Source organism: Edwardsiella hoshinae NBRC 105699 = ATCC 33379 (genome assembly GCF_000474215.1).
In the GTDB taxonomy this organism is placed as follows: domain Bacteria; phylum Pseudomonadota; class Gammaproteobacteria; order Enterobacterales; family Enterobacteriaceae; genus Edwardsiella; species Edwardsiella hoshinae.
Genome location: NZ_BAUC01000039.1, coordinates 1 through 13,611, shown reverse-complemented (window position 1 = coordinate 13,611; position 13,611 = coordinate 1). Strand labels below are relative to the sequence as shown.

Below are 13,611 nucleotides of genomic sequence, written 5' to 3'. Positions count from 1 at the left end.
GAACCTCTCGTTCGTTAGGGCTCGGGGTGTCTCCCTTTAACGCGTTATTCTCCAGGGCAACGTAGGCAACGTTCGATCTCATCGTCGCCGAGGCGCAATTTGCTTTGCAGGTCACGTAGCGCGGTACGCAGTCCCTCTTCGATCACCGGATGATAGAAAGGCATATCCAACATCTGGTCGATGGTCATCTGTTGCTGATGGGCCCAAGCGAGCAGATGGGCGATGTGCTCTGCATCCGGGCCAATCATCTCGGCACCAAGGAAGCGCCCACTGCCTTGTTCGCCGTATACGTGCAGCTTCCCCTGGTTACGTAGCATCACCCGCGAACGGCCCTGATCCTCGAAGGAGGCTTCACCGACGGCGAAGCAGCCGCAAGCACCATAACTCTCGTTGAGCTCACGAAACGTGGCGCCGACCATAGCGATCTGTGGATCGGAGAACACCACCGAGATCGCGCTGCGGCGTAGGCCAGGGACGACTTGTGGGTAGCGGCCCGCATTGTCGCCCGCGATCCGCGCCTGGTCGCTCGCTTCATGCAACAAGGGTAATTGGTTGCTGGCGTCGCCCGCGATGAAGACATGTGCGACGCTGGTTTGCATGGTCAGGGGATCGGCGATAGGAACGCCACGCGTATCTCGTTGTAGATGGGTGTTTTCTAAGCCGAGATTGTCGACGTTAGGACGTCGTCCAGTGGCGGCCAATACATAATCCACCAGGCAGGTTTGCATCTGGTCGTCGCGATCGCGGTAGCGAATCAAAACCTGCTCGCCTTCACGCTGCATCATATCGATGTGCGCATCAGGGTCGAGATAAAACTCTTTGCCTAACGTCGTGGTGGCGTAGTGGCGTAGCACATCGTCCGTTAGTGGGCCGACAGCGCCGCCGATACCGAATACCTTGACCGTAACGCCTAAACGATGCAAGGCCTGTCCCAGTTCGAGGCCAATGACCCCAGGGCCAAAGACAGCGATAGCGCGCGGTAGCGTGTCCCAAGCGAACAGATCGTCGTTGACGATCAGGCGGTCGCCCAACGCGTTCCAGGCCGCTGGCCAGATCGGACGCGAACCGCTGGCGATCACGATGCGCTGGGCGTGGATACGGGTATGCTCATCCACTTGTAGAGTATGGTCATCGAGAAAGCGGGCATAGCCAAGGATTTTATCTTCGGCGGGGATACGCTCGACGCCTTCCATAACAAAGCCGACAAAACGATCGCGTTCACGCTTGACGCGATCCATCACCTCACGGCCAGCGATACGGGGCGCTCCTTGGGGATGAACCCCGAATCCGGGAGCGCGGGCGATCTGATGAGCAGCCTCGGCTGCTGCGATCAGTAACTTGGAGGGCATACAGCCCACGCGGGCGCAGGTGGTGCCAAAGGGACCGCCTTCGATCATGACGACATGTGGGGTATGGCGTTTGGCTGCGCGGTAGGCGCCCAGACCCGCGGTTCCACCACCGATGACAGCCACATCGACAGATAATTTTTTCATCGTGTGATTCCTGATGTACAGAAAAAAAAGCGGGGCAAGCCCCGCCAATGTGTTGGCTTTCATGAACCATGGATGGTTCTATCGTTATTAAGCCTGTTGCAGGTAATGCTCCAAATTCTCACTGCCGCCAATGTGCCGACCAGAGACACTGGCCTGAGGAACCGTGGCAAGGCCTGTGACGGCGCGTAGGCTGACTTGTGTCAGGCTGATCTCTTCATCCGGGCGCCCCTGCTCACGAAGTAACTGTTTTGCTTTCGCGCAGTAAGGGTTGTCGGGGGGAGTAAATAGAGACATTGGCGCTTGGTGGCGATGTTCCGGTGCCAGGTAGTTAAGCATCGTATCGGCGTCGGAAACCTGTAACGGATCATCTGGATGATTAGGCTCGATGAACATTTTCTCTATCACGCCGTTACAGACCAACATGGAGTAGCGCCAAGCGCGTGGGCCAAAGCTTGGTACGGATTTCTCGACCATCATGCCCATGCCACGAGTAAAATCGCCTTCGCCGTCAGGCAAGAAGGTGATGTGCTCAGCCTTTTGCGCGTTTTTCCATGCTTCCATAATGAAGGCGTCGTTGATGGATACGCAGAGAATGCGGTCGATGCCATACTGCTGGAAGGTCGGCGCCAATTCGTTGTAGCGTGGTAAATGGCTGGTAGAGCAGGTCGGCGTGAATGCCCCCGGTAATGAAAAGACGATGACACGCTGGTCACGGAACAGTTCATCGCTGGTGATTTCGACCCATTGATCGCCTTGACGGGCATGAAAGGTAACCTGTGGGACGCTTTTGCCTTCTTGACGGCCAAACATGCATGACAACCTTTTCTCGTAAACAAAACCGGGTTATAGCCTGTTGCTTATTTGTCATTATTGAGACTCCCTCTTGATAGTTCTAATCGTTCATTGCTATCTTATCCATCGGTGCTTGCTATCTATTGCGAGGGAAATATGAATATTCGGGATTTGGAGTATCTGGTGGCGTTGGCTGAGCATCGCCACTTCCGGCGGGCGGCTGATTCATGCCATGTCAGCCAGCCCACGCTCAGCGGTCAGATCCGTAAGCTAGAGGATGAGCTGGGGGTGATGCTGCTGGAGCGAACCAGTCGTAAGGTGTTGTTTACTCAGGCTGGTCTGCTATTGGTCGAACAGGCGCGTACTGTGCTGCGTGAGGTGAAGGTGCTAAAGGAGATGGCCAGTCAGCAGGGAGAGGCGATGTCCGGCCCATTGCACATTGGCTTGATCCCGACCGTCGGTCCCTATCTGTTGCCGCAGATCGTACCAATGTTACACCAGGCCTTCCCGAAACTAGAGATGTACCTGCATGAGGCTCAGACCGCCCAACTGCTGGCGCAGTTAGATAGCGGTAAGCTGGATTGCGCCATTCTGGCGTTGGTTAAGGAAACCGAAGCCTTCATCGAGATTCCGTTATTCGATGAGCCGATGACGCTGGCGGTGTATAGCGATCATCCCTGGGCGGGGAAAGAACGCATCGCGATGCCGGAATTGGCGGGGGAGCATCTGTTGATGCTGGAAGATGGCCACTGTCTGCGTGATCAGGCAATGGGCTTCTGCTTTGAAGCAGGAGCCGATGAGGACACCCATTTTCGAGCAACCAGTTTGGAGACGTTGCGTAACATGGTGGCCGCAGGCAGTGGCATCACACTCTTGCCGGATTTGGCGGTTCCGATCGAGCGCCAGCGTGATGGGGTGAGTTACCTACCCTGTTATAAGCCTGAGCCGAAACGCACCATCGCTCTGGTCTATCGCCCTGGCTCTCCGTTACGTGCGCGCTATGAACAGCTCGCGGAGGCGATCCGCGAGCATATGCAAAGCGTGATGGAGCGGCGTGAGGCGTTAAAACAGGCGGTTTAACCCGTTTAGTGCCGCGACGCGATAGGCTTCGGCCATCGTTGGGTAATTGAAGGTGGTATTGACGAAATACTCGATAGTATTGCCTTCCCCTTTCTGCTCCATAATTGCCTGGCCGATGTGGATAATCTCGGCGGCGCGTTCACCGAAGCAGTGGATCCCTAAGATTTGCTTCGTTTCACGATGGAACAGGATCTTTAAGCCACCAACATTCATCCCGGCTATTTGCGCTCGGGCCAAGTGCTTGAACTGTGAACGGCCAACCTCATAAGGGATCTTCATCGCTGTCAGTTCTTGCTCCGTTTTACCGACGGAGCTGATCTCTGGGATGGTGTAGATCCCGGTGGGGATATCTTCGATAAGATGAGTATGGGCCTGGCCACGAGTAATGACTTGGGCGGCGATACGACCTTGGTCATAGGCGGCAGAAGCGAGGCTGGGATAGCCGATGACATCGCCGACGGCGTAAATATGTGGCACCTCAGTCTGGTAACGGGCGTTCACCTTGAGTTGACCGCGCTTGTCGGCAGATAACCCGACCGCCTCTAACTGTAGCCCATCGGTGTTGCCGGTACGACCATTAGCGAACAACAGGCAGTCCGCTTTCACCTTCTTGCCGGAGCGCAGGTGAACGATCACCCCATCATCCAGTCCCTCAATTTGTTCAAATTCCTCGTTGTGACGGATTACCACGCCGTTATTCCAGAAGTGGTAAGAGAGGGAGTCTGACATTTCCTGATCCAGGAAGGAGAGTAAACGGTCGCGGGTGTTAATCAGATCAACCTTGACGTTGAGGCCCCGGAAGATCGAGGCATACTCACAACCGATTACGCCGGCACCATAGATGATGATATGACTGGGTTCGTGATGGAGGTTAAGGATGGAGTCACTGTCGTAAATGCGAGGGTGGCTGAAGTCGATTTCTTGCGGGTGATAGGGGCGCGAGCCGCAAGCGATGACAATGTTATCCGCCGTGAGAGTGTCGCTACTACCATCCGCATAGGTCACACTCAGTGTATGCGCATCGATAAAACGCGCCTGGCCGTAGAACAGTTGGCAATGATTACGTTCATAAAACCCCTGACGCATACGGGTTTGTTGGTTAATGACGCTATCGGCATGGCGGAGAATATCGGGGAAAGTGGCACTGATTAGGCGGGTATTGTCACTGTAAAGCGGGTTTTGGTTAAACTCAATGATACGGCTCACGGCATGGCGCAGGGCTTTCGATGGAATGGTGCCCCAGTGGGTACATCCGCCACCGACGCTGAATTGCCGTTCGATCACGGCAACACGCGCCCCTTGTTTAACCAATCCCATGGCGGCGCCCTCACCTCCGGGACCTGAACCAATCACAATGGCGTCAAAACGGAAATGCTGTTGCATGTTAGAGTAGGCCTTTTTTTATACAAAACCACAACGGCATCTTAACATGAAATGCTATACATCCCAATCATCCTCATTATTTATATGGAAAATACTTATGATTAGCAGATGATTATTGAATAGCGCTGCCGGGGATAGCGGCATGGGTTAATCCAGCGTGGTGTTGCTAAGTTTGATATAGTGAGACAGTGGTGGGACACACGGCGTGCCCGCCGGAAGGCCGGATATGAAGAGAGTAACGGGTAAACATATGGGCGTCAGGGCACAACAAAAGGAACGGACCCGCCGTTCCCTCATCGAGGCGGCATTTAACCAGCTTAGCGCCGAGCGTAGTTTCGCCAGCCTAAGTCTGCGTGAGGTGTCACGCGAGGCGGGAATAGCTCCTACTTCATTTTACCGACATTTCCGCGATGTGGATGAGTTGGGTCTGACCATGGTGGATGAGAGCGGCCTGATGTTGCGTCAGTTGATGCGTCAGGCGCGTCAGCGGATCGCCAAGGGGGGGAGTGTGATCCGTACCTCGGTTGCGACATTCATGGAGTTTATCGGCAATAATCCGAATGCGTTTCGTCTCTTATTACGTGAACGTTCGGGGACCTCTGCTGCGTTTCGTGCAGCGGTGCAACGGGAAATTCAGCATTTTATTGCGGAACTTGCTGATTATCTGGAAATCGAAAATCACATGCCGCGTAGTTTTACCGAGGCGCAGGCCGAGGCCATGGTTACCATTGTGTTTAGTGCTGGTGCTGAGGCGTTAGATATTGATAACGAGCAACGACGCCAGCTGGAAGAGCGCTTGGTGTTGCAGTTGCGGATGATTTCGAAAGGCGTGTATTACTGGTATCGGCGTGAGCAGGAAAAGGCACATCTGGCGCAGCTACAGGCCTGCGAAGGCGCCGAAGACAGCATTCATTATCATAAGTCATAGGGGAGGAGATGAGTAAACGTCGTCTTGATATAGGAACGCTGATCCTGTCTACCGTGGCAGGCTTATCCATTAGCGGTTCATTTTCTGCGCTGTTCAGCAGCGTAGTGCCTTTTTCTATTTTTCCACTGCTCGCCTTGGTGCTTTCTGCATATTGCTTGCATCAACGTTACCTTAACGTCGCTATGCCGGAAGGCATGCCGATGCTCTCGTCATCCTGTTTTTTGCTCGGCCTGCTGTTTTATAGCACGCTAATCCGTGTCGAGTACCCGGCTATCGGCTCTAATTTTCTTCCCTCGCTGCTGTGCGTGGCGCTGGTGTTGTGGATCGGCGTACGCATTAAGAAGCAGCGCGATCATATCGCCCAGGAACGAGATGATGAGGATAAACACCTCTGAATCAGTAAAAACGACTCGGGCAGCCTATTGGCTGCCCGATTTTTTCGCGTTTAACGGCGTTCAAGTAGGACGCCACATTCCATGTGATGGGTATAGGGGAATTGGTCGAACAACGCCAAACGTGTGATGTGATGGCTCTGATTAAGTGTCTGAAGATTGGTGCATAACGTCTCTGGATTGCAGGAGATGTATAGGATCTGAGGATAGCCTTGTACCAAGTTGAGTGTTTCCGCATCTAGGCCGCTACGTGGCGGATCGACGAAGATGGTGTCGCATGTATAGCTGTGCAGATCGATACCTTGCAGACGGTTGAAGGAGCGAACCCCGTGCATGGCCTGAGTAAACTCTTCGGCCGACATCCGAATGATCTGGACATTGTCTATCTGGTTGGCGGCAATGTTGTATTGTGCGGCGGCAACGGAAGGCTTGGCAATCTCTGTGGCTAAGACCCGACGGAAGTTGCGAGCTAGCGCCAGGGAAAAGTTGCCATTACCGCAATACAACTCCAGTAAATCGCCGCGGGCTCCTTGAGTTACATCCAGCGCCCACTCTAACATCTGGATATTGATGGCCGCGTTGGGTTGGGTGAAGCTGTTTTCTACCTGGCGGTAGATCATGTCACGTCCAGCGATCGGCAGGACCTCATCGACCCAATCTCGATCGAGGCAGATTTTGGTTTTACTGGCGCGTCCTATCAGTTGAACATCATACCCTTGAGCTTGTAGCTGGTTACGTAGCGTCTGTGCGGCTTGGCGCCAGGCGTCATCCAGCGGGCGATGATAGAGCAGCGAGATGACGGCTTGATTGCTACGCGTCGAGAGATAATCGATCTGGAACAACTTGTGGCGCAACGTTGGATTAGGGCGTAAGGCATCGATCAGCAAGGGCATCAGTCGGTTGATTAGCTCGCTAGCCGCGGGGAACTGATCGACGCGGATGCGTCGTTTACTCTGGGCGTCAAACATGATGTGGTATAGATCGTCACCCTCATGCCAGATACGGAATTCGGCACGCATCCGGTAGTGACTAGCCGGGGAGCGAAAAGCCTGGACGGCGGGGGCGCCGAAGGGCTGCATCATCTGCGCCAAACGGTGGATCTTTTCCTGGAGCTGTTCATCATAGTGTTCGGTTGGCAGCATGCTTGGTGTCATATCGGTTCTCATCGGCATGGGGGTCAGGCAGGGGATCTACGCCGCCGCGGATGCACGCACGCGATGGTGCGGCGCTGACACGCTGCACTCGGAGGGCGAGATGCACTTGGATGGCGACAGGTATCCTAAAGGCTGGGATTGTAGGCGATGAGCGTATGATGTCCAGCCCCAGATACGCTTTTCCATTCATCGCCAGCCAGGATGATGGTGGGGTGTGAGAGGTATTGTTGTTTTGTCTGTATTAGTTGATGTTAGCGGTATTCTCTCCCGGTTAGCATTCCATGTTGCGTCCTACCACGACACGGGCAATATGTGGTCGGGAGGATATGGCGGACGGTTGAGGCTGGCGAGGCGTGCTGCCAGCCAGATTCCTGAGTTAGAAGCGATAGTTCAACATAGTGACAAAAATATCGTTAGTGCTGATGTGGTTGTTGCGGGTAAATGTGTTGTTATCCAGTAAGTTGATCTTATATTCGAGGACTAATGCTAGGTTTCTGTTAAAGGCATAGGTCGTCGCGAGGTCGAGATATTTGACATAGGTTTGATTGCTGCCTGAGTTACCTTTTAGATCTTTGGCGCTCCCGTTTAAGTAAGCGATAGAGGGTTTAAAACCACAGTCAAACTGGTATTGTGCTAACAGTTCATAACCACGCGCTTTAGGTGCAAATCCATCCTGTTTACCGATGTAGTGCATATTCTTAACTTCGCCATAGATGGCGGCCAGATATACATTATTATTGTCATATTTAGCCCCAACGTTCCATCCGCTGGCGCGTTTGCCTAAGTTATCTTTCCGTTGCTCCAGCGTTCGGGCTGAGTTGGCGTATGAACTACCGATGCTGAGGCCATTGTTGAAGCGGTAGACTAACGAAGTGCCAACCCCGTTACCATTTTGGTGGGCGACACCACGCGGATTGTTATTCAGTGGACCGATCTGGTTCTCTGGGTCATTCCACCCGTCATTTTTGCCTTGTACCTGTAGGGCGAAGTCTAATCCATCCACTAAATTAAAAATATTACGGTTACGGTAGGTGGCAACGTTGTTGGTACGATAGGTCATAAAGTTATCGATGCCATCATAGGATAGCCCACCGAATACTGGTACTGGAGCACCGGTCCAGCCATTAATATCGTTAAGGATGCCGTAGTTTCGGCCATAATCAAAACTTCCGTATTTTCCGAAGCCGATACCAGCATAACCGATACGACTAGTATTTTTATTTCGGCAAGTTCTTTCTGCTTGATTTAATTTAACGTTGTACTCCCAACGGGCATAGCCAATCATAATGGTATTAATCTTAGTCTCACCACGTAGAGTAAATTTAACTTTAGATTGATCACCAGACATATAATTATCTGAAGAGAAATAGTGACGGACTTTGAATGAACCATCTAAATAAACTCGGTTGCCATCCTTATTATAAATTTCAGCGGCATGTGAGACGAGCGGCAACATACCCATGCAGCTTATGGTAGATAACGCCATAAGCGAGCGGATTTTATTCATCATTGATTCCTGAGAGTGATTACAAAACGTTATTAAAATCAGTAGCAACAGCGTTGCTTTTTTATGATTATATAAAAAATAGGCATATTTTTGTGATGCATATCACAATATGAGGTCTATTTGTATCATGAATATCTTTAAACAGAGATCGGGGTCACGTTAATCGCTAGGTTTGAGTCGATATAGTTTTAATAATTTATCCGCAGTCTTCTTCACTCAACATCACCAGAGATTACTGTTATGTTTATAAGCAAAAAAAAATCATTGTTAGCCTTGGTTATTGCTACCTCTAGCCTCTTTTGCTCTCCGACTCTCTTTGCAAGCGAGATTGCTAGTCAGCCAAATCTCGGCGCTACGTTAACACAACTGACACAGCAATATCCGATTCATTGGATCTCTATCGAGCAGGTCGCCGATAGTCTGAAAGGGAAGGCACCGATTAGTGTAGGATTCGATATCGATGATACTTTGCTGTTTTCTAGCCCGGCTTTTTTCTATGGTAAGCAAAAATTTTCTCCGGATAGTAATGCTTTCTTGAAAAATCAAAAGTTTTGGGATGAGGTCAGCAGTAGTGGTTGGGATCGCTTTTCCATTCCGAAGGATTCAGGGCGTGCGTTGATGGCGTTGCACTTAAAACGTGGCGATCATGTTTACTTTATTACTGGTCGACCGATGCCCTCTAATGGTAAAGAGGATTTGACGAAAACGCTGAAAGATGACTTCAAGATTCCCGATAATCAACTGAATAAGGTTATTTTCGCTGGAACGAAACCTGATGCGAAGGTTGAATATATGCAGAAGCATCACATTACGATTTTCTATGGTGATTCTGATAACGATATTCTTGATGCGCGAAAAGCGGGGGCAGAGGGGATTCGTGTACTGCGTCCGTTGAACTCTACCAATAAACCAATGCCGAAAAACGGTGTGTTTGGCGAAAAAGTGATTGTAAACTCCCAATACTGATCGGCGGTTTAAAGCTAAGAGGATGTGATGAAACATTTATTTAAATTGAGCCTGGCCGCCACCGTAATGGTATTGGCCGGTTGCGCCGCCCATCCTAAGGATTCGCAGCAGAGTGCACAACAGCAACTGTCATCTCAGGCAACGCTGGCCGTTAACTGGATGCAACAGTCAGGCGAGTATCAGGCGTTGTCCTGGCAGGCATTCAATATAGCGAAAACGGCGTTTCTCAACAATCCGGCCCCGAAGGGCAGTAAGAAGGCGGTGATCGTCGATATCGATGAAACGATGTTGGATAACACGCCCTATGCGGCATGGCAGATTAAACAGTCGCGTAGTTTCAGCGAGGCGGATTGGGATAAGTGGGTAGCGGCTCGCCAGGCGAAGGCACTACCGGGCGCGGCTTCCTTTGCGCGCTTTGTGCTCGATCATGGTGGACGTGTCTTCTATATCTCCAACCGTACTCAGCAGGGCTTAGCGAGCACTGAGGCTAATCTGAAAGCTCAGGGTTTTCCTGATATCAGCGCACAGACATTGTTGCTGAAAGATAGCAGCGGTAGTAACAAGGTCGCTCGTTTCAAGCGAGTGAGTGAGATGGGTTATTACCCGGTGTTGTTCGTTGGCGATAACCTGAATGACTTCACCGGTGAGACTTATCACCAGGCTAATGCACAGCGTAAGGGCTTTGTAGCGGAGAATCATCAGAAATTCGGCACGCAGTTTATCATTCTGCCTAATCCTTCCTACGGCGACTGGGAGGGGGGCATGGCAAAGGATTATTGGCAACAGTCCGCGGCTGGGAAGCTGAAGATCCGCGCTGCTAACTTGTCGGCTTGGCAGCCATCTGCACAGTAAAGTTTCTGTATTTGGCGCCGATTATGGCGCCTTAATGACCTATTATGTGCGATCGCTATTGCATTTTACGTTAGTGCTAGCACATTTTTTGTCACTAAAAAATCGAGCGATTATTCGTTATTTTAGTTGAAAATGATGTTGATCGCATTGAGCTTCATATAATTCTCTTATTGCCTTCCTAGCTTCCTGTTATAAAGCCAATCGTTGGCGAGATAGTGCATGTTTTTGAGTATCCCTACTAGCGTGTGACGGGTAGAATGCCTCGTTTTTTCAGGGTTGGTGGCAGGGCACCAGCCCTCTACGCTTGGATGGAAAGTAGGGTCTATTATAATGAATAACACATATCAAGTTATTGCATGGTTGCCGTTTGTACTTGTCGCTATGCCCAGCATGGTGCAGGCTGAGTCGAGTGACATGGTCGTGACGGCGAGCCGCTTCAGTCAGCCCGTATCGACGGTGTTGGCGCCAATGGATGTGGTGACGCGCGATGATATTGCGCGTTGGCAATCGAAGAGCCTTGATGAGGTAATGCGCCGTCTACCGGGGGTCGACATCGCCCAAAATGGAGGGTTAGGTCAGAACTCCTCTCTTTATCTGCGTGGTAGCGAAGCACGGCAGGCTCTCATCCTGCTGGATGGTATTCCGCTGGCGCGCCCGGGGATCAGTAATGTTGCCGCATTGAACAAGATCCCTATCGCTATGGTGCAGCGTATCGAATATATCCGTGGGCCGCGTTCGGCAGTTTACGGTTCTGGGGCCATCGGTGGTGTGATTAATATCATTACACTGGATGCGGAGCCGGAGGCGAGGCTGGGGATCGGGACTGGTTCGAATCATTATCAGCAATATGATGCTGGGGTACGCCAGCAGTTAGGGAATACAACACTCTCCTTGGCTGGCGCCTTCCAATCGACGAAAGGATTTAATGTGAAGCCCGATTCCCCTTATGCACCTGACGGTGACCGTGATGGTTTTCGTAATAAGGTGCTATGGGGAGGCGTCGAACATCGTTTTACGCCGGCGTGGTCAGGTTTTGTACGTGGTCATGGCTATAGCGATGCCTCGGATTACGATGCGGGGGAAAAGGGTAAGGCGAGCAGCGGTACCCAACGCCAACTTTACAATCATAGTTATGATATGGGGTTGCGTTATCACTCTGGAGCCTATGCTTCGCAGTTGATCGCGGCTTACCAGCGTGTTAAAGACTATAACTACGGTCCGGTCTATGGCCGCTATGGTGAGGGGAGCTCACTGGATGATTTACGCCAGTATAACCTGCAATGGGGTAATACCTACCGTTTCGACAGCGGTATGCTGAGTGCTGGGGCCGATTGGCAGCAGCAACGTCTGATCTCATCGAACATCACGACGAAACAACATTACCAACGTTATGATGCTGGCTTTTATCTGAGCGGTCAACGCCAAGTGGGGAGTGTGACACTCGAGGCCTCTGGCCGGGCAGACAAGGATCAGCAGTTTGGCTGGCATGGTACCTGGCAGAGTGCGGCAGGTTGGGAGTTCGCGTCAGGTTATCGCGCCACCCTCTCCTATGGCACCGGTTTCTTGGCGCCCTCCTTGGGGCAACAGTTCGGTGCCGAGCGGATGAAGATCAAGAGTAACCCAGATCTGCGTCCAGAAGCGTCTAGCCAATGGGAATTGGGGTTAAGTGGACTGAGTGGCCCGTTGGATTGGCAACTGTCGGCCTACCGTAACCAGGTACGTAATCTGATCACCTATTCCAGCGATCCCGATACCCGGCAAGGGCAGTATCGCAATATTGACTCGGCGACGATTAAGGGCGTGGAGTGGGTCGGCACCTTTGATACCGGGCTCGTGAGCCACCGGATTACCTTGCAATATATCGATCCGCGAGATGATAAGACCGGCCAGCTATTGCCGCGTCGCTCCCGCCATCAGGGTAAATATCAATTGGATTGGAATATGGGGCTGTTGGAGATGGATCTGGCCTACCAATATTATGGTCGCCGTAATGAGAGCTCCGCACCGGGTGGTAAACTTCCGAGTTACAGTACGGTGGACATTTCAGCCTCCTATCCTGTTACATCTCACCTGACGGTTCGTGGTAGAATCGGTAATCTTTTGGATAAAAGTTACCAAACCGCTTATGGCTACCAAACCGCAGGACGGGAATATTATCTCTCCGGTAGCTACACCTTCTGATGATGTAGCCACTGCCAAGCCCACCGTGCTGGTGTTCGACTCTGGGGTCGGTGGGCTTTCTGTTTATCAAGAGATCCAAGCTTTATTACCGGATCTTCACTATATCTACGCGTTCGATAACCAAGGTTTTCCCTATGGGGAGAAAGAGGCCGCATTCATCACTGAGCGAGTGTTGTTGATCGTCGACGCGATCCAACGGCGTCATACGCTATCGGCGATGGTTGTGGCGTGTAATACGGCGAGCACCATCGTGTTACCGGCATTACGTGAACGTTTTTCTTTTCCGGTTGTGGGTGTGGTTCCTGCCATCAAGCCAGCGGCGAAGTTGACACGCAATGGCATCGTTGGTTTATTGGCGACGCGGGCGACTGTGCAACGCGCCTACACGCATGAGCTCGTTGCCCGTTTTGCGGCAGATTGTCAGATTAAGATGCTTGGCTCGGCAGAGTTGGTCGAAATTGCCGAGGCGAAGTTGCATGGTGAGGCAGTTGATCGGCAACGACTGCGTACAATTTTGCGCCCGTGGCTTACTATGGCAGAGCCGCCGGATACCGTGGTATTAGGTTGCACTCATTTCCCACTGCTACGTGCGGAGTTGGCGCAGATCTTACCGACGGGAACACGGATGGTCGATTCTGGCGCTGCGATTGCGCGCCGGGTCGCCTGGCTGATTGCTAATCAGGCGACTCAGGTTGGCACAGATCAGCGTAATATCGCCTATGCGACACGTTGTGATGCGCAAACGGTAGCATTATTGCCCGTTCTACGCCGGCAGGGGTTCGATTCGCTAGAGGAATTGTGCATATAAGCGACGATTTACCCCGTTCTGTTGAAAAGTTGCCCTATTGTGCGATTTTTTTAAATTAAGACTTGTCACGCCGGG

12 protein-coding genes are annotated in these 13,611 nt (G+C 51.8%); 7 read left to right on the top strand and 5 right to left on the bottom strand.

Annotation, left to right across the window (positions count from 1 at the left end; translation table 11 throughout):
* Nucleotides 1–44: 44 nt before the first annotated feature.
* Both EHO01S_RS14920 and EHO01S_RS14915 read right to left on the bottom strand, forming a co-directional pair.
* Nucleotides 45–1,493, bottom strand: a complete 1,449-nt coding sequence (locus EHO01S_RS14920) for a dihydrolipoyl dehydrogenase (RefSeq protein ID WP_024524722.1) — start codon at nucleotides 1,491–1,493, stop codon at nucleotides 45–47.
* 87 nt (nucleotides 1,494–1,580) lie between these two features.
* A complete protein-coding gene (locus EHO01S_RS14915; protein WP_024524721.1) occupies nucleotides 1,581–2,303 on the bottom strand; it encodes a glutathione peroxidase in 723 nt (240 codons plus the stop codon).
* A 138-nt stretch (nucleotides 2,304–2,441) separates the two neighbouring features.
* Between EHO01S_RS14915 and oxyR the strand changes: the two genes are divergently transcribed.
* Entirely contained in the window at nucleotides 2,442–3,365 is a 924-nt protein-coding gene (gene oxyR, locus EHO01S_RS14910; RefSeq protein ID WP_024524720.1) for a DNA-binding transcriptional regulator OxyR, read from the top strand.
* On the opposite strand, the gene sthA is transcribed toward oxyR, so the two are convergent.
* On the bottom strand, nucleotides 3,348–4,748 hold the full coding sequence (sthA, locus tag EHO01S_RS14905; protein WP_024524719.1) for a Si-specific NAD(P)(+) transhydrogenase: 1,401 nt from the start codon (nucleotides 4,746–4,748) through the stop codon (nucleotides 3,348–3,350). The genes oxyR and sthA overlap by 18 nt on opposite strands.
* A 250-nt stretch (nucleotides 4,749–4,998) precedes the next feature.
* Here sthA and fabR point away from each other — a divergent pair, with 250 nt between their 5' ends.
* Together fabR and EHO01S_RS14895 are read left to right on the top strand one after the other, a co-directional pair.
* Nucleotides 4,999–5,676: an HTH-type transcriptional repressor FabR gene (fabR, locus tag EHO01S_RS14900; RefSeq protein WP_024524718.1), complete on the top strand. Its 678-nt coding sequence runs from the start codon at nucleotides 4,999–5,001 to the stop codon at nucleotides 5,674–5,676.
* 8 nt (nucleotides 5,677–5,684) lie between these two features.
* Nucleotides 5,685–6,071: a YijD family membrane protein gene (locus EHO01S_RS14895; RefSeq protein ID WP_024524717.1), complete on the top strand. Its 387-nt coding sequence runs from the start codon at nucleotides 5,685–5,687 to the stop codon at nucleotides 6,069–6,071.
* Between the two features lie 50 nt (nucleotides 6,072–6,121).
* On the opposite strand, the gene trmA is transcribed toward EHO01S_RS14895, so the two are convergent.
* Nucleotides 6,122–7,222: a tRNA (uridine(54)-C5)-methyltransferase TrmA gene (gene trmA, locus EHO01S_RS14890; protein ID WP_024524716.1), complete on the bottom strand. Its 1,101-nt coding sequence runs from the start codon at nucleotides 7,220–7,222 to the stop codon at nucleotides 6,122–6,124.
* A gap of 376 nt (nucleotides 7,223–7,598) precedes the next feature.
* Nucleotides 7,599–8,732, bottom strand: coding sequence for a porin (locus tag EHO01S_RS14885; protein ID WP_024524715.1), 1,134 nt, complete (start codon nucleotides 8,730–8,732; stop codon nucleotides 7,599–7,601).
* Nucleotides 8,733–8,969: 237 nt separating this feature from the next.
* On the opposite strand from EHO01S_RS14885, the gene aphA reads away from it, so the two are divergent.
* From aphA to murI, 4 genes are all read left to right on the top strand, one after another.
* Nucleotides 8,970–9,695, top strand: a complete 726-nt coding sequence (gene aphA, locus EHO01S_RS14880) for an acid phosphatase AphA (RefSeq protein ID WP_035370732.1) — start codon at nucleotides 8,970–8,972, stop codon at nucleotides 9,693–9,695.
* 27 nt (nucleotides 9,696–9,722) lie between these two features.
* Entirely contained in the window at nucleotides 9,723–10,547 is an 825-nt protein-coding gene (locus tag EHO01S_RS14875) for a 5'-nucleotidase, lipoprotein e(P4) family (RefSeq protein ID WP_024524713.1), read from the top strand.
* Nucleotides 10,548–10,877: 330 nt separating this feature from the next.
* The gene (gene btuB, locus EHO01S_RS14870) at nucleotides 10,878–12,728 is read left to right on the top strand and encodes a TonB-dependent vitamin B12 receptor BtuB (RefSeq protein WP_024524712.1); all 1,851 of its coding nucleotides are present in this window, start codon (nucleotides 10,878–10,880) and stop codon (nucleotides 12,726–12,728) included.
* Nucleotides 12,673–13,536 (top strand): glutamate racemase, encoded by an 864-nt coding sequence (gene murI, locus EHO01S_RS14865; protein ID WP_024524711.1) that lies wholly within the window; start codon nucleotides 12,673–12,675, stop codon nucleotides 13,534–13,536. The genes btuB and murI overlap by 56 nt, the downstream gene beginning before the upstream one ends.
* The last annotated feature ends 75 nt before the right edge of the window (nucleotides 13,537–13,611 follow it).